This window comes from Rhodopseudomonas sp. AAP120, from assembly GCF_001295845.1.
Taxonomy (GTDB): Bacteria; Pseudomonadota; Alphaproteobacteria; order Rhizobiales; family Xanthobacteraceae; genus Rhodopseudomonas.
The window spans coordinates 62,196-82,901 of sequence record NZ_LJIC01000017.1 but is presented as its reverse complement, the minus strand read 5'-3'; the positions used below and the strand labels follow the sequence as shown (position 1 = coordinate 82,901).

The window sequence follows — 20,706 nt, the reverse complement described above, 5'->3', positions numbered from 1 at the left end:
GCTTCGCGGAGCCTGCCATCGGGCGGCGCTCTGCGCCGACCCGTCGGCTCGCAATGACGAAGCGAGGGCGCTACTCCGCCCGGTCCGAGAACCGCGTCAGCCAGATCACTGGCGGGATGCTGGCGGCGACGATGATCAGGGCGGCGAGGGCGCCGTCTTCGAAGCTGCCGCGGCTGGCATATTGGTAGATCGAGGTCGCCAGCGTGTCGACATTCAGCGGCCGCAGCAGCAGCGTCGCCGGCAGTTCCTTGAGGCAATCGACGAACACCAGGATCGCAGCGCCGACCAGCGCCGGCCGCAGCAGCGGCAGGTCGACTTTCGCCAGCGTCACCAGCCGCGACGCGCCGGCGGCGCGCGCCGAGTCGTCGTAGTCGCGCGGAATGCGGTCGAAGCCGGCCTTCAGCAGCCCGGTCGGCACCGCGAGAAAGCGGATCACATAGGCGGTAACCACCGCGCCGCCGGAGCCCATCAGCAACAGGCCGGGCGATGCAAGGCCGAGCGCCTGGGCGGCCGAGGCTATCGCGCCGTCGAGCGCCAGCAGCGGCGCCAGCAGGCCGAGCGCCAGCACCAGGCCCGGCAGCGCGTAGCCGAGCTGCACGACCGAAGCGGCCGTGCTGGCGGTGCGGCCCGGCCGCCATCGTGTGGCGATAATTACGATCAGGGCCAGGCCGAGCGCCAGCAACGTCGCGATGAAGGCCAGTGTCACCGTATGCAGCGCGTCACGCCATAGCGCATCCTCGATCCGGCCCGCGAGCGCGCGGCGCAGGCTCTCGCCGAGCAGATAGCCGGCCGGGATCAGGAATCCGAGCAGCACCGGCACGAAGCAGGCTGCGCCGGCGAGCACTGCGTTGGCGCCGTGCAGCGACCTGCGCGGTCGCAGCCGCGGATTTTCGGCGGACAGTTCAGTGCTGACGCTGCGGCGCCCGAGGCGCTCGATGGCGATGAGGAGTGCGGCGAAGCCGAGCAGCACCAGCGACAGCTGCGCGGCACCGGCGAGGCTGCCGCGGTTGAGCCAGGTGGTGAACACCGAGACGGTGAGCGTGCGGACGCCGAGATATTCGGAGGCTCCGATGTCGTTCAGCGTCTCCAGCGCGGCGAGCGCTACGCCGACCGCCAGCGCCGGCCGCGCCATCGGCAGCACCACGCGGCGCAGAATGGTGATGCGTGACGCGCCGAGCGTACGCGCCGCCTCGATCGGATCGGCGCTCTGCGCCGCAAACACCGCGCGCGCGGACAAGTACACATAAGGGTACAGCACGGCCGACAGCAGCAGCATCGCGCCGGGCAGCGAGCGTAACTGCGGCAGCCAGCGCACCGCGTCCGTCGCCGGCATGATCAGCGTCAGCATGCGATGCGCGAGGCCGAGCGGCTCGAACAGATCGACATACACATAGGCCGACAGATAGGTCGGCACCGCCAGCGGCAGCGGCAGCAGCCATAGCAGCAGCGAGCGGCCGATGAACTCGTACGACGACACCAGCCACGCGGTGCCGGTGCCGATCAGCAGCGTCAGCATGCCGACGCCCAGCAACAGCGCCGCGGTGTCGCGCAGCGTCTGCGGTAGCACATAAGCGATCAGATGCGGCCAGATGTCGGCCGCCGGCTGCAGCGCGGTGATGGCGAGGCTGATCACCGGTGCGGCGACGATCAGCGCGGTGAGCAGCGCGATGGCGAGGGCGAGGTTTTCGCTCGGCGTAGTCCTCATAGTGAGGAGGCGCGTAGCGCCGTCTCGAACCATGAGGACGTGCGCCGTGGCCTCATCCTTCGAGACGCCCAGCTCCGCCCTGCGGGCTTCGCAGGGCTCCTCACGATGAGGAGGCCGCGCGCGTGGCGGAGGCGTGACGACGTTCAGTTGTCGAATCCAACCTTGTCGACCAGCGTCGAGGCGGTCTTGCGCTCCGCGGCGATCTTGGCGATCGGAAGCGAATCCGCGGTCAGCTTGCCGTAGCCGGCGATGGTCGGATTGAGCGGCACGCCGGGGCGGATCGGGTATTCGTAGTTGGCGTCGGCGTAGATCTGTTGCGCCTTTTCGCCGGCGAGCCATTCGATCAGCTTCAGACCGTTGGCCTTGTTGGGCGCGTGCTTGGCGAGCAACACGCCGGACAGATTGACGTGGGTGCCGCCGCCTTCGAACGTCGGCAGGATCACCTTGGTGGCTTCCGCCCACGGCTTCTTGTCGGGATCGTTGTTCATCATCAGCGCCCAATAGTAGGTGTTGCCGATGCCGATGTCGCATTTGCCGGCGGCGACGTCGCGCGCGGTTTCGCGGTCGCCCCCCGACGGCTTCTGCGCCAGATTGGCCTTGAGGCCGCGCAGCCATTCCTCGGCCTTGGCTTCGCCGTGCTTGGCGACGTAGGCGGCGAACAGCGCGTTGTTGTAGATGTGCTGGCCGGAGCGGATGCAGATCTTGCCTTTCCACTTCGGGTCGGCCAGCTCCTCGTACGTGATCGCGTTCTGCTTGACGCGGTCTTTCGAGGCGTAGATCACGCGGGCGCGCATCGAGATGCCGGCCCAATGACCGTTCGGATCGCGGTAGCGCGCCGGCACGGTCTCGTCGATCACCGCGGAGCCGATCGGCTGGGTGATGCCGGCCTGCACGGCCTCGTCGATCCGTCCGATATCCACAGTCAGCAGCACGTCGGCCGGGCTCTTGTCGCCCTCCGCCTTGATCCGTTGTTCCAGCCCGGAACTTGCCGAGATCACGTTGACGGCGATGCCGGTGTCCTTGGTGAAGGCCTCGAACAGCGGCTGCACCAGCTTGGTCTCGCGATAGGTATAGACGTTGACCTGTTCGGCGGCGCCGGCCGGCAACGGCAGAAGGACTGCGGCAAGGACGACGGCAGCGGCGCGAAAGCGGCTCATGCGGCGGGCTCCTGAAGGGGTCTGCTGAGACCCAATTCAGTAGCTCAGGGGCACCGGAGCGAGCAGCGACGGAGTGTCGCGATTAGAGCGATTCCAGCAAAGGATTGAGGGAGTTGGAGGGCCGACCGGAGGCAGGGATCCGGCTGGAACTGCTCAGAACAGGCGGGTGCCTTCGCCGCTCTGGCAGGACGGGCATTTGCAATGGTGGAAATTGACGTCGGCGGCCAGATATTCTTCCCCGCAATGAATGCAGGCGATCCGCAGGTGCGGACGCTTGTCGGTGCTGACCGTGCGGTCGACCAGATATTGCCCAAGCGCATTCTGATCGCCGACAGCGACATGATAGTTCGCGACCATAGCGTCCCCCGCATCTCGCGTCTGCGAAATAGTCTAGCACACAGTCTACGGGGAAACGCAAATGCGATTGTTGCAAGCGAATCGCGTGCCTTCCCGCCAAATTTCGTTAACCCCGTTTCCGGCTACCGCTATCGACCGGATTGCACGGCGCGACCGTTCTCTTCGAGCGCACGACGCAGACGCCGGATAATCACGCCGCGCGCGCGGGCATCCGCAGCGGCTTCGATCCGCTCGTTGATATCGAGCAGCAGCTTGGACATGTCGTTGTGCCAATCGAGCTGCACGACGGACTCCGGCTCGAGCCGGCGACGATGCGTACCGTCGAGCGGCGTCGGCACAGCGCTGGTGAGTTCGTAGACGTCGTCGAGCACAGGCTGGAAAATCTTCGCAGGCGGGACAATGCCGCCGAGTCGCTCGGCCAGCGCCGTCATCGAGGCTTCTTCGCCGTGCGTGAGAAACAGGCCACGGTCGATCGGTCGGCGTTCGGTGATCCAGCGGACTAATTCGCCGGCATCGGCATGACCGGAATAATCATCGATGCGGCGGATCTTCGCCTTGACGCTGATCTCGTCGCCCATGATCCGCACCGAATGCGCGCCGTCTTCGAGGAAGCGGCCGAGCGTGCCTTGCGCCTGATAGCCGACGAGCAGCACCGTGCCGCTGTCGCGGCACAGCCATCGCTTGAGATGATGGCGAATGCGCCCGGCGTCGCACATGCCGCTGGCGGCGATGATGATGTGAAAGCCGGTGAGCTTGGCAATCGCCTTGCTTTCGTCGACGGTCTCGGTGAAGCGCAGATGCGGCGAACTGAGCAGGCGTTCGACATCGATGTCCTCGTCGAGATCGGCAGCGTGACGACGGAATACTTCGGTGGCCCGGATCGCCAGCGGCGAGTCCAGGAAGACCGGCGCGGAGGGGATCGTGCCTTGCTCCATCAGGTCGATCAGATCGACGATCAGTTCCTGCGTCCGCTCCACCGCGAAGGCCGGGATCACCAACGCGCCGCGCGCCGCGGCGGCGGCGTTGACCTCTGTGGCCAGCCGCTGGTGCCGAAGCTGCGGCGAGGTCGGCTCGCGCACCCGCGCCCCATAGGTCGACTCGCAGAACACGTAGTCGAAATGCGACGGCGCTTCCGGATCCGGCTGCAGCAGCTTGCCGTCGGGTCCGATGTCGCCGGAGAACAGCAGCCGCAGCGCCGAGGACGAGCGGCCTTCGCCGGCGATCTCGACTTCGATCGAGGCCGAGCCGAGCAGATGTCCGGCGTTCCAATAGCGCGCGCACACGCCGGGCACGATGTTGGTCCAGGTCTCGTAGTCGACCGGACGGAACGAGGACAGCGTCGCGATCGCGTCGGCCTGGGTGTAGATCGGCGCCACCTCCGGCTTGCCACGCGCGGCGTTGCGGCGATTCAGCATCATCACTTCGGATTCCTGGATGCTGCCGGCGTCGGGCAGCATGTAGGAGCACAGGTCGATGGTGCCGCGGGTGGCGAAGATCGGGCCGTCGAAGCCGCCGCGCACCAGCTTGGGCAGCAGACCGCAATGGTCGATATGCGCATGCGTCAGCAGCACCGCGTCGATCGCCGACGGGCGGAATGGAAAGTCGCCGTAGTTCAGTTCCTTCAGCGTCTTCTGACCCTGGAACAGGCCGCAGTCGATCAGCAGGCGCTTGCCCTTGGCCTCGATCAGATAGCAGGAGCCGGTGACGGTGCGCGCAGCGCCACAGATCCGAATCGTGACGCTCATGCGCGGGTCTCCTTACCTCGGCTGATTTCGCGGGCGAGCGCTTCGGCGAACAGATCGTCCAGCACGATGCTGTTGGAGAAATGCGGCACCGTATGGGTCGAGCGGATGCTGCGCAGACCGGCGAGCGCCAACTCGCGCAACATGGTGGTCGGAAACAGCGCGTGGGTGATCACCGCGTCGACCCAGGCCGCGCCCGCGGCGTGCAGCGCTTTGCTGCAGGCGATCAGCGTGCCGCCGGACGAGACGATGTCGTCGACCAGCAGAGCCGTGCGGCCTTTAATCAGTGACGGATCATCGAATGTGATGTCGACCGAGCGATCGCCGCGGCGGATCTTGCGGGCCACGGTTGAGGGGCGGTCGATCAGCTTGGCCAGCGCATCCACCCATTGCTGCGCCTCGGCATCGGGACCGACCACTGTGGTGTCGGGATCAAGCGGGTGCGCGCGCAGCGAGGCGGCAATCGCCGGGATCGCCGACAGGTTGTCGGCCTCGATGCCCGGAAACACGTCGCCGAGGCTGGCGGTGCGATGCAGATGCGCATCGACAGTGATGACCCGATCGACCAGCGAGGCCAGCAGTTTGCCCATGGCCCTCTGACTGATTGCCTCGCCGGGATGAAACGCGATGTCCTGGCGCATGTAGCAAAGATAAGGCGCGAGCAGCACCAGACGCTGACAACCTCCCCTGCGCAGCGCCTCGGCGGCGAACAGGATGGTGATCAGCTTGTCGTTCGGCTGGTCGAGCGGCACGTACAGGATCGTGGTCGCGGCGCTGGGGCCGACCGTGACGGCGATCTCGCCATCGGGAAAGCGGTGCTGTGCGATGGTGTGAACCGGGATGCCGAGCCGGGCGCCGAGACGCTGCGCATCGTCCCGCGCGCCGGCGAGGCATTGGATCGCCGCGGTGCTCACGACACCAGCTCCACCGCCGACGGCGTATGATGATTGATGGTGAAGCCGGACTCCGTTTGCGCGGCTGCGACCGCGAGGTCGAATTCGGAGCGCTCGGACGCGTAGATCCGGTAGATCGCCTCGCCCTTCGTGGCGCGGTCGCCGATCTTCTTGAACAGGTCGATGCCGGCGCCCTTGGCGAGCGGCGCGCCGGCGGTGCGGGCGAGACGGTTGATCCGCAAGCAGTCGATCGCGCTGACGATGCCGTCGTTCGGCACCAGCACGTCGGCAGCGTGCGTGCCGAGTTCGGCGCGGCAGGTCGAGGGACCCTGCGCGTCGATGATCTGCTGCATCTTCTTCAGCGCCGCGCCGCTATCGAGCAGTTCGCGCGCACGCGCGTAGCCGCCTCCGCCGCGTAGTCGCGGATCGTATTCGAGCAGATGCGCGGCGAGCCGCAGCGACTTTTCGCGCAGGTCCGCCGGCGCGCCCGGCTCGTTGCCGAGCACCGCCATCACGTCGCGCGCTTCGAGCACCGGCCCAATGCCGCGGCCGATCGGCTGCCGACCATCGGTGGTCACCACTTCCACCGCGATGCCGAACTGATCGCCGACGAATTCGAACAGTTTGCGCAGCCGCATCGCCTCGTTGGCGCTCGCCACCTTGGCGCTGGGGCCGACGGGAAAATCGATCAAGAGATGCGTCGAGCCGGCCGCCAGCTTCTTCGACATGATCGAGGCGACCATCTGTTCCGGCGTGTCGAGGCTGAGCGGCCGCTCGACCGAGATCAGGATATCGTCGGCCGGCGACAGATTGACATGGCCGCCCCAGACCAGACATCCGCCGCAGGTGTTGACCACGCGCGTCATCTGTTCGACGTCGAGATCGACGCGGGCGAGCACTTCCATCGTGTCGGCGGTGCCGGCCGGCGAGGTGATGGCGCGCGACGAGGTCTTCGGCACCAGCAGCCCGTGCGCGGCGACGATCGGCACCACGATCATCGTGGTGCGATTGCCGGGAATGCCGCCGATGCAATGCTTGTCGGCGACGATCGGTTGTTGCCAGCGCAGCCTGGTGCCGACCGAGGCCATCGCCTTGACTAGCGACAGCAATTCGTCCGTCGAGGTGAAGCGTGCGGCGCTAATGAGGAATGCGGCGATCTCCATGTCGGAGTAGCGGAAGTGCGCGATGTCGTCGATGATCGCGGTGATCTCGGCCTCGCTCAGCTTGCGGCCCTGGATCTTGCCGCGCACCGCATCCATGCTGGCTGGCGGCGGCGCCGGCGCGACCGATACGGCTTGTCCGACCGGCTCGTTGAAGCGTCGAAACGCCGGCTCCGACAGGCCGAGTTCGCCGGGACCGATCACCCCGTCGTCGTCGGTGATCATTAGCGTCGCCAGCAACACCTTGCTGCCGATCCGCAGTTCGACGCGGCTGAAGCCGCGAAACACGTCGGCATGCAGCGCGCGCGAGCGGCGGGAGATCACCGCGACATTCTCACGGCCGGTGTCGAGGCTGATCCGCCGGATCGTCAGCGGCGGACGGGTCAGATCGGGAGCGTTCACGGCGCAACTCCGCAGCCGGCCGGGCGGCCGGTTCAGGCGTCATGCTGCGCAGGCGGGAGCCACGGCCGACGCGCCGAGGAGGCTAGAAGCTCGGGCACCGAAGCAGATTGACCGTGGTCAATGTCCGCTGCGGCGCGCCGACGCAGCTCACAGCGTGGTGCGAGCCAGCGTTGATTTCAGCCGCGCGCGCAACCCGGCGAGGACGTCGTACGGCTCGCGCACCAGGCGAAAGCCGAGATGGGTCGGGGGCAGGCCGGCCGAGCAGCCGCCCCCTTTGGCGTCGCGGACGAAGTCCGACACATAGGCGCGATGCTGGCCCTCGGCGATGCGCACGCCGCAATTCGAGGTCTGCGTGAGCGTCCGGCCGGCGCCGTCGAGCGCGGTGCGGACGAAACAGGTCGAGGTCCATTCCCAGACATTGCCAGCGAGATCGAGCAGCCCGCGCTCATTGACGCCGAAGCCGCCGAAATTGCGCAGCGCAATCGCCGATTTGTCGATCTGCGCTTCGCGCTCGTAGCGGGCGATCCAGCGCACCGACGGATCGTCGCTGTCGGCGGCGAGGCCGTCGTCCTGGAAGCGGCTTGCGGCCGCGTAGGCCCATTCGGCGTCGGTCGGCAGGCGATACTGCGCGCCGGTCCGGGCGGACAGCCAGGCCGCGTAGTCATTGGCGTCCTGCCACGACACCTGCACGGCGGGCCGATCCGCGCGCGCATTGAGCCCGGCCGGCATCGCATGGCAGGCGCCGGCGTCGACGCAGAGCTGATAGTCCGCCGCGCTGACCTGATGCAGCATCATCGCCAGCGGCCGATCGATGCGCAGCTCGACCCGCGGCGCCTCGATCTGCTTGCCGGCGCGGGTGAATTCGCCGGGCAAACGATACGACATCGTCCCGGGGGCGACCTCGACAATCGCTTGCCGCGACTCTTGCGCGCGGTCGAGATGAGCGGGCTCCAACAGGAACGGCGTCATCGCCAGCGGGGTGACGAAGCCGGCAGCGGCAGCGATGGCGATCTTGAGTTTGAAGGCGAGCAGCATGGCGGCGACTCGAAGCTGATCTGCGGGGTGTGTCGAAGCTTCCCTCCGTCATTGCGAGCGAAGCGAAGCAATCCAGAAGCTCAGGGCACGGCGCTGGATTGCTTCGTCGCTTCGCTCCTCGCAATGACGCGAGGGCAAGTGGGCGGGGAAGGAGTGAGGTCCGCGCGGACGCGGACCTCGTTGGCGCGGAGGTGGTCAGTTGCTCGGGATCGGCGCGGGCGCCTTGACCTGGGTCATCAGGTCGTCGTTCCACTTACCCTCGACCTTGAAGTGGGCCGTGGCGCCGAGTTCGACACCTTCGATCAGATTGTGGTTGAGGTAGGCGTACACGCCCGGCTGCTTGAAGGTGTAGAGCGCAGCGCCGGCAGAGCCGCCGCGGATAAACCACGTCTCCAGATTGGTCTCCGGCGCGTTGGAGAATTTGCCGGTCTCCCAGACGTAGTCGCCATGGCCGCCGATCAGGTGCGGGCGGGTGTCGCGATTGGCCTGCGAATGCACGATCAGCACGGTCTCGCCGACCTTGGCGGTCATCGCGTCCTTGCCGGTCAGGGCGCCGACCTTGCCGTTGAACACCACATGGGTCGGCGTCAGCTTGCGCATCACCTCGCGGGTGTCGACATAGGCTTCGGCGGGCGAACCGTAGGTCTTGTATTTGCCCTTTTCGTCCTGCGGCACATACAGGTCTTGCTCGCCGATATAGTAGATGCGGTCGTAGTGCAGCGGCTTGCCGGCGCCATCCTTCAGCCCGTCGCGCGGCAGCACCATGATGGCGCCGTTCATGCCGGAGACGACGTGCCAGGGGATCATCGCGCCCCCGGGTGCGCAGTGATAGACGAATACGCCGGTGCGGTCGGCCTTGAAGCGCAGCACTACCTGTTCGCCGGGATTGATTAGCGTCAGCGCGCCGCCGCCGAGCGCGCCGGTCGCCGCGTGGAAGTCGATGTTGTGCGGCATGGTGTTATTAGCGGGATTCACCAGCGTCAGCTCGACGTAGTCGCCCTGGTGCACCACCATCAGCGGCCCCGGCATCGACCCGTTGAACGTCATCGCCTGGAATTTGGTGCCGTCCTCGTCGATCACCATCTCCTTTTCCTGCACCACCAGCTTGAACTCGATCACCTTCGGGCCGTCCTTGGTGGCCTGCTGGTGCGCGTGAACGAAAGGCGGGGCGACCAGCTCGACGCTCTGGCGCGGCAATTTCGAGACTTCGTCGGCGGCGAACGACACCGCCGGTGCGCTCAGCACCAACGTGGCGACAGCGGCTCCCAGCAGGGTATCTCTGCGGGTCATCATGATCGTGATCCTTGCATGTGGACTTGAATTCGACGCGCCGGAGGATGCGCTCGCTGCGGCGCGGCTGTTTGTTCCAGCACAAGCTCGGCGGTGATTACGGGTCAACTCGGGGAAGCACCGCATCCGTACTTCGTCGGATGGGAGGAGTGCGAGGTCCCTGTGCGATCCGTCGGAACGTTGTCGCGGCACAACGATCATGCGCGCGAGACTCTCATGATGGCGGGATGGAGAGGACCATGCTCATTCACCGCACCAGCGTAGTCGAAGACGTGATGCGCGATTGGCCGGCGACGATCCGAACGTTCCTGGATTTCAAGCTGGCCTGCGTCGGCTGCCCGATCGCGACGTTTCACACCGTCGCGGATTCCTGCCAGGAGCACGGCATCGAGGAGGCCGCATTCCTCATGGCTCTACGCGCCGTGGCGGGGGGCGCGGTCGATCAAGGCTCTTTGCCGTCGGGCGCCTGTTCGGCCAGCATCACGAGCTGATGCGGTTCGCGCAGCACGATCTTCTGCCGGCCGCTCTCGATCAGTCCGCGCTGCTCCCAGCCGGACAGCAGCCGGCTCACGGTATGCAGCGTGGTGCCGGTCATCTGCGCGATGTCCTGCCTGCTGATCGGGAAGTCGATCTGCACGCCGTTATCGACTTTGCGGCCGCTCTGCTTGGCGAGCCGCAGCAGCGCGTGAGCGACGCGCTGCTCGACCTGCTGGGTCGACATTTCGATGACGCGCGAATGAGTTTCCTGCAGCCGGCCGCCGACCGTGCGCAGCGTGTTGGTGGCGAGCGATGGATAGCGCTCCACCAGCCGCGGCCAGGCCGTGGTCGGCCACGCCAGCACGATGCTGTCGTCCACGGCGGTTGCCGTCGCCGGATAGCGTTGCAGCCCGATCGCCATTGCCACGCCGAGCGTTTCGCCGGGCGACACGTAGCGCACCACCACCTGTTCGCCGGCCGGCGTCACCTTGCTGGCGCGGACATGGCCGTGCAGCAGCACGAAGAACGAATGCGCGTCCTCGCCCTGTTCGAACACCTTGGCGTTCTTGGGAACCCGGATCGAGCGCGCCTCCTGCAGAATGGCGTCGAGCTCTTCCGTCGCGAACCCGGCAAACAGCGGCAGCTTCGCGACCAGGGATGTGTCGATCGTCGCCATGCGATCTCTCGGAGTGATGGACCGGGAGCTACCTAAATCGCGATTGCGGGATCTGGGCAAGAGCGGGGATGTCCGGAGGTCCGCCTGCGCAGCGGGAGCGCTGACTGCGTCTCATCGCTTGGCGCCGTCCGGCTTCATCCGCCCAGAACGGCCAGTTCGCGTCGTCGCTCACACCCCCGCCGGCGCATGGGCGAACACCACCTCGATCAGCGTGCCCGACTGCGGCGCGCTCTTGATGTGGAATTGGGCGCGGTTGGCTTCGACCAGCGCCTTGGTCAGCGACAGGCTGACGCCGGCGGCTTCGGAACGGTCGCTCGGGGCAGGGGTGCTGAACGGCTGCAGCGCGGCGGCGAGCTCGTCGTCGTTGAGGCGATGGCCGGTGTCGCGCACGCGCAGCACCACCTCGCCGAAGTCGCTCAGCGCGGTGGAGACGATCACTTGGCCGCCCGGATTGGCGAGATGGATCGAGGTGCCGATCAGGTGCATCAGAATCTGCCGCAGCGCCTGCGCGTCGGCCACCACCGGCGGCAACGCGTGCGCCAGTGAGGTGCGGATGATGATGCGCTCGCGATTGGCGCGCGGCTGCATCACCGCGACGCATTGCTCGACGAGTTCGTTGAGGCTCTGGCTGGTGAAGTCGAGTTCGAGTTTGCCGGTTTCGATCTGCGAGAGATCGAGCAGGTCGCCGACGATGCCGATCACGCGCTCGCCGGAGGCGCGGATATCCTTCAGATAGTCACCGTAACGCTCGTTGCCGAGCGGACCGAAGCGCTCCTCGATCATCACTTCGGCGAAGCCGATGATGGCGTTGAGGGGCGTGCGGATTTCGTGGCTGAGGCGGGCGAGTACGTCGGCCTTGGCGCCGGCCGCGCGCTCGGCGAGTTTGCGTACCTGATTGAGCTCGGTCTCGATCCGGCGCGCTTGCGACAGGTCGCGGAACACGGCGAAGAAGTTCGGGCCCTCGGGGCGCGTGCGTCCGATCGTCATGGTGAGCGGAAACAACCCGCCTTCGCGAACCCGTCCGAGCGCTTCGAGGCCATGGTCGAGCAGGCTCTCGACACTGCCGGACCGCACGCTGGCGAAGTAATCGCGGACGGCGTTGCTGCTCTCCGGAGCGAACAGATCGACGAGCGGCTGCTGCACCAATTCTGCGCCGTCATAGCCGAACAGCGCCTCGGCGCTGCGGTTGCAGGCGCTGATCCGGCCGTCCGCATCGAACATCAGGATGCCTTCGGCGGTGGTATCGAGAATAGCGCCGAGTTCTTCGGCGTCGGCCTGTCCGGCGTCCGAGGGAAGGTCGGATACGAATGTGTCGGGGGCGGTCGGTGCGGCGTCGGAAACGTCGGCGGAGAAGATCAGGGCCAGCGCCTGCTCGCCGTCCCAGGTGATGGTGTGCAGCCGGGCGGTTGCGGGGGCGGAGTGCTCGCTCGATACCGTGATCGGCGCGCCGGTTTCGGACGTGCTGCTGGGGCCGCTCGCGCCTTCCTCGACATACAGTGCGTCGAGCCCACCGGCCTCTTCAAGCGCGGCGAGGCTGGCGAAGCCGGTCCGCTGTAGGAACGCGGCGTTGGCATAGAGCAGGCGATCCAGCCGATAGATCATCACGCCGACCGGGATCAGATCCATCAGCACGCGGTCGCGCGTGCCGTCACCCACTGCCGGGGGCGCCGGCGGCGTCAGCCAGTCGACCTGCGGCGCGGTGGGAGAAGGCTGCTCTGGCGTATCGCTCGCTGCCTCTGCGGTGCGAGCGTCGGCGGGCGCTGCTTCATCCGAGGATGTTTCCGGCACGTCGTCATTCGACGCCTGCGTCAGCGACCGCTCGGCTGCGGCGGCTTCTGCTTCGAGCCGCTCGGCCAGCTGACGTGCGAGTTCGTTGAAGGCGTTGTTCTCAACCGGTGTCAGGGCCGGCGAACGGGCATCGTGGACGGGCCGGAAGGGAAGGACGTTTCTCGGAGGTTCCACGATGTGATCCGTGTCTTGATAGTGACTGGTGGCCGGCGCGGCGGGTTGATCGCCCGCGGGGCCGGAAGGAGATGTACGCGGCGTGAAGTCGGCTGACAGCGACCGCGGCGGGTGTTCGTCCGCGCCGCCGTGGCGGCGCAGCATCGCGAGCCGGTCTAGCCCGTCGTGGTCGCGGCAGACGCCGAAGCCCCGATAGCCGACCAGGTTGCCGTCGCGGTCCTGGACCGGAAGGCCGGACATTTCGACCGGCAGGCGCAGGCTGGTGTCATCGGCGGGCCAGTGCAGCGTGATGCCGCTCCAGGTGTGTCGCCGTGCGACGGCCTGCGCGAATTGATCGTCGGGATCGAGATCGAGCGCCGCGCGGATTTCTGGCCAGGGCTGTCCGAAGCTTGCCGCGGTGTGAGGACCGAGCAGGTCGAGGAACTCGTCGGACGTGATGGTGAAACGTTCGTCGGCCTGGTCGAGTTGCCAGACGAACCGCAACGGATGTCGGCGGGGCGCCGGCAGAACAGGTTCTGGCTCTGCCGTCGGCGGCTCCGATGCGGCGGACGATGCGTCCGCGACTGGAGGCTGAGGGACCGCTTCGAATTCCGCCGACTCGGCGGCGGTCGTCTCCGGCCCGGTCGTGTTGAATTCGGATGTCTCCGTCTGCGGCGGCTCGGCAACGCCCCCCTCGGCCGCATCGGCCTTCGGTTCGGACAGTGGCGGATCGGAAGGCGTCGGGGCGACCGCAGAGGCCGATTCGGCGGAGGCAAGTTCAGCGTGCGAGGGCTGGCCGCCGGCTGCTGCGACGTCAGCATCGCTCGCCCGGAGCGGCGATGTCTCATCCGCCAGCATGGGGGAGGACGAGGTCTCTGCCAGCTCCGCGGCGGTGATCTCTCCGAGCAGGCTGAATTCCGCCGGCGCCTCCGTGAGCGTCTCGAGTGGCTCGTAGTCGGCGATCAGATCCTCGGCTGCAACGTCGCGTCTCGGCGGGACGGCGGCGTCGCCGACGTCGGCGCTGCTGGCCGGCGGTGGCTCAGCCGGGGGCGGCAAGGCGAGCAGGATCGGTGCTTTTGGTGGTTCGGCCGCGTCCGGTTCGTGCTCCACCACCGGCGGCGGATTTGGTTCGAGCAGGGCGACCAGTCCGATATCGCGGCCGCTGCCGACCCGCTGCAGGACCATGCGACCGACTCCCACCGGCGTCTCGGCGCGGCCATTCTGCAATGCCTCGGCGCGCGCCTGATCGAGCCCGGCCTCGCTGAGATTGCGGAAGCCCAGCAGCGTTCGGGCGGACTCGCTGGCGCCGACGAACAGCCCGTCACGGCCGAACGCCGCGATCGGCGTTTCAATGCCTTCGACCAGACCGCGCAGGCGGTCGACGAGAGGCATCGGGGGCCCGACCGGGTCAACGGCGGCGATCAGCACGCCGGGCGTCCCGTCGGCACATTCGAAGCGGGCGCAGCCGCAGGTGACCAATGCGCCGAGACGGGCGCCGAAGCCGCGCAGTCGCTCGAGCCTCGTCGCGCCGTTTCGTGGAAGGCGGCCGGCGAGTTGCGCCACCAGGCGGCGGTGCGGATCAGCCGGCCCAAAGCGCCGCGCTGCGAGAGCCTTGCCGTTCTCGGCACCGAACAGCCGGGCTGCGACCGGATTGGCCCAGAGCACACGGGTGCCATCGGCCGACCACAGCCAGACGGGAAGCGCACGGATGGCGTGAGCCGCAAGCCGGGGATCGTCGACCCCTCGCAACTGAAAATCCCAACTGGTCATCGGTGCCCGTGCGCGGCAGTTCTGGTCGGTTCGCGCGTGACGCAGCAAGGCAACTGCGGTCGGCAAAGAACCTTAACAATTCATTATCGCTTTCGGCCGCCGTCAGGTCCACGCTTGCCGGCGCGCTGTCCCAAGCTAAGCGCCGATAACCTTAATTCGGCCATTGCGGCGGCAGAACTTTGTGGCCGTCATACGCGTTGAAAGGGTGCTTGGCGTTGTAAGGTTGCAAAAATTCTTCGTTCGGTCACGATGACGCCCGTCGCGAGCCGGTCACACGGCTGATGCGAGAGGGCGCTAGGGTGACGACAGGCTCGGACAGGGCCGCGGAGCGGACCCTGCGCAACAGGAGTGGACCATGGATCAGGATGGGCGGGACCGGTTCGAAATTCCCAAAGAGGTGCGCTCCATCGCAGAGGCCAGTTTCGACCAGGCCCGCAAGGCGTTCGAGCACATGCTCGCCAGCGCCCAGCAGACTGCGACGACGATCGAGGACCGTGGCGCGACCGTACGTGCCAATGCCAAGGACATCACCACCAAAGCGGTCGGCTTCGCCGAGCGTAACGTCACCGCGGCGCTGGATTACGCGCAGCAACTCGTGCACGCCAAGGATCTCAGCGACGTGCTGAAGCTCCATAGCGAATACGTCCAGGCGCAGATGAAGGCTCTCGCCGAGCAGGCCACCGAACTCGGTCAGGCCGTCACAAAGGCCGCCCAGGACGCTGCCAAGCCCAAGGTTTGATCTCCAGGGGCATTCAGGCTGATCAGGCGTCGCCTACCTCGGTCAGGCGACCGCTTCGCCAGAACTATCGGTGCAAAGGCGCTGAGAAGGATAAGGCCGCGGGAGCTCGCTCTCGCGGGTATAATTTGCGGGCCGACGGTAACGGCCTGCCACGGTGGCGACCCAATTGACGCACAATGTGGCAGTGCAGTGCAAGTTTATGTTGCAATGCACAAATTCTGTGTTACGATATGCACTAAAGGATGACCGAAAGCGGTCATTCCGTGAGGCCCTGTAAGTCGGCCCATTTTTCGTTTTGGACCCGCGTACGGGCATTACCAATTTTCTCTTCCCAGGAAGGACGTCACATGGCCGATTCGAGCGATCCGTTCTCCACCGTCATCCCGTTCCAGCTTCCCGAGCAGGTTCGTGCGTTCGCCGAGAAGGGCGTGTCGCAGGCTCGCGAAAGCTACAGCAAGCTTCGGGACGTGGCTGAGAGCAACAACGGCACCATCGAAGCCGTGTTCTCTTCGGCCAGCAAGGGCGCGACCGACTATTCGACCAAGGTTTTCGACTTCGTGAAGGCCAACACCAGCGCCAGCTTCGACTTCGCGCACAGCCTGATCGGCGCCAAGACCCTGCCGGAAGTGCTGGAGATGTGGACCTCCCACGCCAAGAAGCAGGTCGAGGTTCTGACCTCCCAGACCAAAGAGCTCACCGAGCTGTCGCAAAAGGTCGCGGCCGAGACGGTCGAGCCGATCAAGGCGAACGCCTCGAAGATCTTCACCGCCGCCAGCTGAGGCTGCGCGCGTTCGGTTGATTTAAAGCCCGGGACCCGTCCCGGGCTTTTTTGTCGATAGGGCCCTCGACATTGGTCGGAGAGCCGATACCGGCCTTGCCAAAGCGCGGCGTTGCACCTAGTTTCCGCCCGTTCGCGGCCGCTGGCCGTGCCGGATGCAGTTGTAGCTCAGTTGGTTAGAGCGCCTGTCTGTGGAACAGGAGGTCGGTGGTTCGAGCCCACCCAACTGTACCACGCCTCCCGATAATTCGCGGTCGAAGTCCAGGGTTGGATTGGTTGTCCGCCAGGCGCGTTTGCACGCGGCCATCTGAACAGGCGGGCGTCTGTTGGTCCGCTACGCCCTATGCCGCTTCTGCATTGTCCGACCTGATGGACACGCCTTGCCAAGGGCAGCCTGATCGCAGTGGCTGCATCAGGCCCATGGTCGAGCGGGTGCACTTCTCGGCTCAGACGCACAACGCGACTGCGACTCGATCGCCGCGCACTGCTACAGCGCAGGCCCGCGCAGCCACGATGCCGCGGCGTCACTTAGTGAGCGTTGGCGCCTATGGAACGAGGGTCTGCCGGGCACGTTCCCTTCAGCAATGCGCGGGAGAGGATCATGGCCGACCCCAAAGTAAGTGACGAAGCGATTGCGGTGCTGGTTGATATCATCCGCACCGCTGGCCGCGACCTGAATGCGGGACAGCGTCTGGAACTGGATCATCTGATCTCGCAGGGACTCGTCGCCGTCGCGGAGACTGATCAGGGACGGCGGAGCTACGCAGTCACCGATGAAGGCCAGCGGCTGCTCGATGAGCGCGGCGTCGGAGCCAACGAAGCTTAGCGCGGCCGCATCTGATAACGCCTTTGTTCATCGCGCGATGACACTCTGGAACGGATCGGTGGAGTACATATCTCTGTTCGATGGAGAAGCCCGTGAGCGACATCGATCATCGCGCTGAGCTCGATCGGCATTTGACGTGGTTCGAGTCGAAGCTGCCGCCCAAGCCCGCCCACTTCGTCGGATGGTTACGGAAGCCCTCGTCTAAATATGTCCGACTTCCGATCGGGGCATTGCTGGTCGGTGGCGGGCTGCTCAGCTTTCTGCCTGTGCTTGGTCTGTGGATGCTGCCGCTCGGGCTTGTCCTGATAGCGCAGGACGTACCGGCACTCGAGAAACCGACTGCACGGAGCCTCGGATGGCTCGAGCGCAAATGGTTGGAGCGGCAGCGCAGCAAGGGCGTTGAGGTCGCGCCTCATCCGGCTGAACGCAACACGCACGGCCGTGCTGCAGCGCTTGATGAATAGGTTCACTGCGCGACCAGCGACCGAACCACTTGTTAGTGTGACTCAAAAGACAGCCTTTCGAAGCAAAATGGGAAGGTTGAATCGTTCCTGTCGCAATTTTATCTTCCACGAATCAGCGTCCTGATTCACCTTTGTCAACCATAGGTCAATCGGGAGGCCCGTCGTATGAACGTAATCGTCTTTGCATCGCGTAAAGGCGGCGCAGGCAAGAGCACGCTGACTGCTCACCTGGCTGCGCACGTCACCAAAGCTTCGAAGCGCTGCTTGCTGGTCGATGCGGATCCGCAGGGCTCGCTGACTCTTTGGCATAAGTTGCGTGGTACCAACGAGCCGCCGCTGCGTACGGCGACCCGTTCCGTCGGTGAGATTGTCGCGTCGGCCAAGCGCGACGGCGTCGAGTGGGTGTTCATCGACACGCCGCCGAATCTGTCAGCGGTGGTCGACGATGCGATCCGCCATGCCACGATGGTGATCATCCCGGCGCGCCCGGGTGTGTTCGACGTCAATGCCGTGCAGGAGACGATCCAAAGCTGCCGCTCCAGCCGCAAGCCTTACGCGGTGGTGCTGAACGGCGCGCCCGCGCTGCGGGACGAGGTCGAGAGCCGGATCGTGACCATTGCGCGCGAAGGACTGGCCAAGTTCAAGGCGCCGGTGTGGGGCGGACAGATCACCAACCGGGCCGACCTGCTGATGGCATTGGGAGAGGGGCAGGGCGCTCGCGAATATGCGGCGGAAGGACGCGCCGCCTACGAGATCAGCCGGCTGTGGGCGGCGATCGAGCGGTCCGTCAAGGCGATCCGCGGCGCCGGCGCCTCGTCGGGCACCATGCACAAGCAGGCCGCTTGACGCATTTGCTGTTGAATTGAGCGCGCGGGTGGCCGCGCGTTTTTGTGTCGGACCGCGGGCCCCCGGGCGCCGCGGTCTTTCGTTTGCGCAAAAAAAAACCGGGCTCGCTGAGGAGCCCGGCTGAGGTCTTGGCCTCGAGAGGCCGACACAATCACCTTCCAAGAGGGATAAACTGAAGCTCCACACTACTGGAGGAGGGGGACATGTGTAGTGCAAACCCTCAGCGTGCAGACATTTCATCTGCGAAAGCCGTTCGCAGCAACCGGGGACGCCGCATGTCAGTCATGCGGCGGTAGCGGCTTGTTGCGAATGTGAGGCGGTGACCGTTCAGGCCAGCAACTTGGCCGCGCTCTCCGTATGCTCGGTTGCGCCCGACTAGCTCGGCCAGCGTTGCGCCTTGTTGACCACGAAATCGCGGAACACCTGGACGCGGGCGACCGTTTTGAGCTCTTCCGGGTACACGAAGTAGGTGTCGAGCTGGATCGAATCCTGTTCGTCGAACAGCTGCACCAGCCGGTTCGGGTCCTCGACCAGATAGTCGGGCAGCGCGGCGATGCCGAGACCCTGCTGGCAGGCCCGCACCAGTCCGAGGATGTTGTTGACCTTGAAATAGGGCTCGCGCGGCCCGGCACCGTTGCGGCCGGCGTCGACCAGCCAGCTCCGGTTCTGCAGATGCTGCGGCACCTGGTTGTCGCTCAGCATGATCAGCCGGTGGTTGTCGAGATCCTCGAGCGTCCGCGGCGTGCCGAAATGCTTGATGTATTCGGGCGAGCAATAGGCGTGAAATCCGATCGAGAACAGCTTGCGCTGGATCAGGTCGGGCTGGGTCGGCTTCCGGGTCCGGATCGCGACATCGGCCTCGCGCATCGACAGATCCAGCTCCTCGTCGGTGACGATCAGCGAAATCCGGATCTCAGGATACAGCGCGGTGAACTCGCCGAGCCGCGGCACCAGCCAGTGGATGCCAAGGCCGGGCGTGGTGGTGATCTTCAGGTCGCCGCTTGGCCGCTCGCGGCTGTCGGTGAGCTTGGCGCGCGCCGCCTGAAGCTGCATGAACACGTCGTGCGCGGTTCGGAACAGCAGGTCGCCCTGTTCGGTCAGGATCAGACCGCGGGCGTGGCGGTGGAACAGCGAAACCGACAGCTCCTGTTCCAGCGCACTGACCTGACGCGAGACGGCTGATTGTGACAGCCCGAGCTGTTCGCCCGCATGAGTGAAGCTGCCCGCTTCGGCTGCGGCGTGAAAGACCTTGAGCTTATCCCAATCCATATCGGTGAACCCGTCGCGGTTTCGAGGCACGGTTATTCCGCTGCCTCACGTTCACTGGCCTGGACCGCGAGGAAGCGCTCCGCTTCCAGCGCGGCCATGCAGCCGAGGCCAGCCGCGGTGACGGCCTGGCGATAAGTTTCATCGGCGACGTCGCCGGCGGCGAACACGCCGGGCACCGACGTGGCCGTCGAGTTCGGCGCTACATGGACGTAGCCGGATGGCTTCAGCTTGAGCTGATCCTTGACCAGTTCGGTCGCGGGCGCGTGGCCGATCGCGATGAAGACGCCGTCGGCGGGCAGCTCCGTCAGCGCGCCGGTCTTGACGTTCTTCAGCCGGACATGCGTGACCTTGGTCGGGTTGTCGCTGCCGCAGATTTCATCGACGGCGCTGTCCCAGACCACGTTGATCTTCGGATTTTTGAACAGCCGGTCCTGCAGGATGCGCTCCGCGCGGAAATGATCGCGGCGGTGCACGATCGTGACCTTGGAGGCGAAGTTGGTCAGGAACAGCGCTTCCTCGACCGCGGTGTTGCCGCCGCCGACCACCACGACTTCCTTGCCGCGATAGAAGAAGCCGTCGCAGGTCGCGCAGGCCGAGACGCCGAAGCCCTTGTAGGTCTGTTCGGAGCGGATGCCGAGCCACCGCGCCTGCGCGCCGGTTGCGAGGATTACCGTTTCGGCAATGTAGACGTCGCCGCTGTCGCAGGTCAGCCGGAACGGGCGCTGGCTCAAATCGAGATTCACCACCAGGTCGGTGATGATCTTGGTTCCGACGTGCACCGCCTGCTTTTCCATCTGCTCCATCAGCCAAGGGCCCTGGATGACGTCCGCAAAGCCGGGATAGTTCTCGACATCGGTGGTGATCGTGAGCTGCCCGCCGGGCTGCATGCCCTGCAGCAGGATCGGCTCGAGCATCGCGCGTGCGGCGTAGATTGCTGCGGTGTAGCCGGCCGGTCCGGAGCCGATGATCACGACTTTGGCGTGGACTGGACTGGGCATGTTTCAGCTCCCCAAATATAGGGCGGCGCGAAGCAGGAATGGCCTGGCAGGGGCATCGCCAACGGGCGGAAGGTTTAGACGCAACTTTATGTCATCTGGTGAGCCATGCAAGTTTTGCAATCCGTCTGTGCAGGATTTCCCACCGGCTTTGGCAAACGAGTTGTGATCATCGCGAAATAAA

At 65.8% G+C, this 20,706-nt stretch carries 18 protein-coding genes and 1 tRNA gene; 7 read left to right on the top strand and 12 right to left on the bottom strand.

Annotation, left to right across the window (positions count from 1 at the left end; all coding sequences use genetic code 11):
* Positions 1-70 precede the first annotated feature (70 nt).
* The 8 genes from IP86_RS03860 to nirK all read right to left on the bottom strand — a co-directional run bounded on the left by IP86_RS03860 (position 71) and on the right by nirK (position 9,744).
* On the bottom strand, positions 71-1,705 hold the full coding sequence (locus IP86_RS03860) for an ABC transporter permease (RefSeq protein WP_054161194.1): 1,635 nt from the start codon (positions 1,703-1,705) through the stop codon (positions 71-73).
* Positions 1,706-1,848: 143 nt separating this feature from the next.
* Complete coding sequence (locus IP86_RS03855; protein ID WP_054161193.1) at positions 1,849-2,862, bottom strand: Fe(3+) ABC transporter substrate-binding protein; 1,014 nt, start codon at positions 2,860-2,862, stop codon at positions 1,849-1,851.
* Positions 2,863-3,015: 153 nt separating this feature from the next.
* On the bottom strand, positions 3,016-3,219 hold the full coding sequence (locus IP86_RS03850) for a hypothetical protein (RefSeq protein ID WP_054161192.1): 204 nt from the start codon (positions 3,217-3,219) through the stop codon (positions 3,016-3,018).
* Between the two features lie 128 nt (positions 3,220-3,347).
* Positions 3,348-4,964: an MBL fold metallo-hydrolase gene (locus tag IP86_RS03845; protein WP_054161191.1), complete on the bottom strand. Its 1,617-nt coding sequence runs from the start codon at positions 4,962-4,964 to the stop codon at positions 3,348-3,350.
* The gene (locus IP86_RS03840; protein ID WP_054161190.1) at positions 4,961-5,875 is read right to left on the bottom strand and encodes a ribose-phosphate pyrophosphokinase; all 915 of its coding nucleotides are present in this window, start codon (positions 5,873-5,875) and stop codon (positions 4,961-4,963) included. Before IP86_RS03840 ends, IP86_RS03845 begins: the two co-directional genes overlap by 4 nt.
* Positions 5,872-7,416, bottom strand: a complete 1,545-nt coding sequence (locus IP86_RS03835) for a thymidine phosphorylase family protein (protein ID WP_054161189.1) — start codon at positions 7,414-7,416, stop codon at positions 5,872-5,874. The genes IP86_RS03840 and IP86_RS03835 overlap by 4 nt, the downstream gene beginning before the upstream one ends.
* Positions 7,417-7,563: 147 nt before the next feature.
* Positions 7,564-8,451, bottom strand: coding sequence for a formylglycine-generating enzyme family protein (locus IP86_RS03830; protein WP_054161188.1), 888 nt, complete (start codon positions 8,449-8,451; stop codon positions 7,564-7,566).
* A 195-nt stretch (positions 8,452-8,646) separates the two neighbouring features.
* A complete protein-coding gene (nirK, locus tag IP86_RS03825) occupies positions 8,647-9,744 on the bottom strand; it encodes a copper-containing nitrite reductase (protein WP_054161187.1) in 1,098 nt (365 codons plus the stop codon).
* A gap of 236 nt (positions 9,745-9,980) precedes the next feature.
* Between nirK and IP86_RS03820 the strand changes: the two genes are divergently transcribed.
* A complete protein-coding gene (locus IP86_RS03820; protein WP_054161207.1) occupies positions 9,981-10,232 on the top strand; it encodes a DUF1858 domain-containing protein in 252 nt (83 codons plus the stop codon).
* Here the strand turns inward: IP86_RS03820 and IP86_RS03815 are convergent.
* Positions 10,184-10,894, bottom strand: coding sequence for a Crp/Fnr family transcriptional regulator (locus tag IP86_RS03815; RefSeq protein WP_054161186.1), 711 nt, complete (start codon positions 10,892-10,894; stop codon positions 10,184-10,186). The genes IP86_RS03820 and IP86_RS03815 overlap by 49 nt on opposite strands.
* A gap of 168 nt (positions 10,895-11,062) precedes the next feature.
* On the bottom strand, positions 11,063-14,605 hold the full coding sequence (locus IP86_RS03810; RefSeq protein ID WP_054161185.1) for a PAS domain-containing protein: 3,543 nt from the start codon (positions 14,603-14,605) through the stop codon (positions 11,063-11,065).
* A gap of 355 nt (positions 14,606-14,960) precedes the next feature.
* Between IP86_RS03810 and IP86_RS03805 the strand changes: the two genes are divergently transcribed.
* From IP86_RS03805 to IP86_RS03780, 6 genes are all read left to right on the top strand, one after another.
* The gene (locus IP86_RS03805; RefSeq protein ID WP_054161184.1) at positions 14,961-15,344 is read left to right on the top strand and encodes a phasin; all 384 of its coding nucleotides are present in this window, start codon (positions 14,961-14,963) and stop codon (positions 15,342-15,344) included.
* Between the two features lie 347 nt (positions 15,345-15,691).
* Entirely contained in the window at positions 15,692-16,123 is a 432-nt protein-coding gene (locus IP86_RS03800) for a phasin (protein WP_054161183.1), read from the top strand.
* A 156-nt stretch (positions 16,124-16,279) separates the two neighbouring features.
* Positions 16,280-16,356, top strand: a tRNA-His gene (locus IP86_RS03795).
* 367 nt (positions 16,357-16,723) lie between these two features.
* Entirely contained in the window at positions 16,724-16,948 is a 225-nt protein-coding gene (locus IP86_RS03790) for a hypothetical protein (protein ID WP_054161182.1), read from the top strand.
* 92 nt (positions 16,949-17,040) lie between these two features.
* Positions 17,041-17,412, top strand: a complete 372-nt coding sequence (locus tag IP86_RS03785; protein WP_245290524.1) for a hypothetical protein — start codon at positions 17,041-17,043, stop codon at positions 17,410-17,412.
* Between the two features lie 165 nt (positions 17,413-17,577).
* Entirely contained in the window at positions 17,578-18,258 is a 681-nt protein-coding gene (locus IP86_RS03780) for an AAA family ATPase (protein WP_054161180.1), read from the top strand.
* Positions 18,259-18,633: 375 nt separating this feature from the next.
* Here IP86_RS03780 and IP86_RS03775 read toward each other — a convergent pair whose 3' ends face one another.
* Together IP86_RS03775 and trxB are read right to left on the bottom strand one after the other, a co-directional pair.
* Positions 18,634-19,527, bottom strand: coding sequence for a LysR family transcriptional regulator (locus IP86_RS03775; RefSeq protein ID WP_054161179.1), 894 nt, complete (start codon positions 19,525-19,527; stop codon positions 18,634-18,636).
* Positions 19,528-19,559: 32 nt separating this feature from the next.
* On the bottom strand, positions 19,560-20,525 hold the full coding sequence (trxB, locus tag IP86_RS03770) for a thioredoxin-disulfide reductase (protein ID WP_054161178.1): 966 nt from the start codon (positions 20,523-20,525) through the stop codon (positions 19,560-19,562).
* Between the last annotated feature and the right edge of the window lie 181 nt (positions 20,526-20,706).

Bases quoted from the DNA above. Each gene is read 5' to 3' on its own strand.
- IP86_RS03805 (WP_054161184.1), top strand. From the start codon at position 14,961: ATGGATCAGGATGGGCGGGACCGGTTCGAAATTCCCAAAGAGGTGCGC.
- IP86_RS03830 (WP_054161188.1), bottom strand. From the start codon at position 8,451: ATGCTGCTCGCCTTCAAACTCAAGATCGCCATCGCTGCCGCTGCCGGC.
- IP86_RS03820 (WP_054161207.1), top strand. From the start codon at position 9,981: ATGCTCATTCACCGCACCAGCGTAGTCGAAGACGTGATGCGCGATTGG.
- IP86_RS03845 (WP_054161191.1), bottom strand. From the start codon at position 4,964: ATGAGCGTCACGATTCGGATCTGTGGCGCTGCGCGCACCGTCACCGGC.
- IP86_RS03860 (WP_054161194.1), bottom strand. From the start codon at position 1,705: ATGAGGACTACGCCGAGCGAAAACCTCGCCCTCGCCATCGCGCTGCTC.
- nirK (WP_054161187.1), bottom strand. From the start codon at position 9,744: ATGATGACCCGCAGAGATACCCTGCTGGGAGCCGCTGTCGCCACGTTG.
- IP86_RS03800 (WP_054161183.1), top strand. From the start codon at position 15,692: ATGGCCGATTCGAGCGATCCGTTCTCCACCGTCATCCCGTTCCAGCTT.
- IP86_RS03850 (WP_054161192.1), bottom strand. From the start codon at position 3,219: ATGGTCGCGAACTATCATGTCGCTGTCGGCGATCAGAATGCGCTTGGG.
- IP86_RS03810 (WP_054161185.1), bottom strand. From the start codon at position 14,605: ATGACCAGTTGGGATTTTCAGTTGCGAGGGGTCGACGATCCCCGGCTT.
- IP86_RS03775 (WP_054161179.1), bottom strand. From the start codon at position 19,527: ATGGATTGGGATAAGCTCAAGGTCTTTCACGCCGCAGCCGAAGCGGGC.
- IP86_RS03780 (WP_054161180.1), top strand. From the start codon at position 17,578: ATGAACGTAATCGTCTTTGCATCGCGTAAAGGCGGCGCAGGCAAGAGC.
- trxB (WP_054161178.1), bottom strand. From the start codon at position 20,525: ATGCCCAGTCCAGTCCACGCCAAAGTCGTGATCATCGGCTCCGGACCG.
- IP86_RS03815 (WP_054161186.1), bottom strand. From the start codon at position 10,894: ATGGCGACGATCGACACATCCCTGGTCGCGAAGCTGCCGCTGTTTGCC.
- IP86_RS03790 (WP_054161182.1), top strand. From the start codon at position 16,724: ATGGCCGACCCCAAAGTAAGTGACGAAGCGATTGCGGTGCTGGTTGAT.
- IP86_RS03855 (WP_054161193.1), bottom strand. From the start codon at position 2,862: ATGAGCCGCTTTCGCGCCGCTGCCGTCGTCCTTGCCGCAGTCCTTCTG.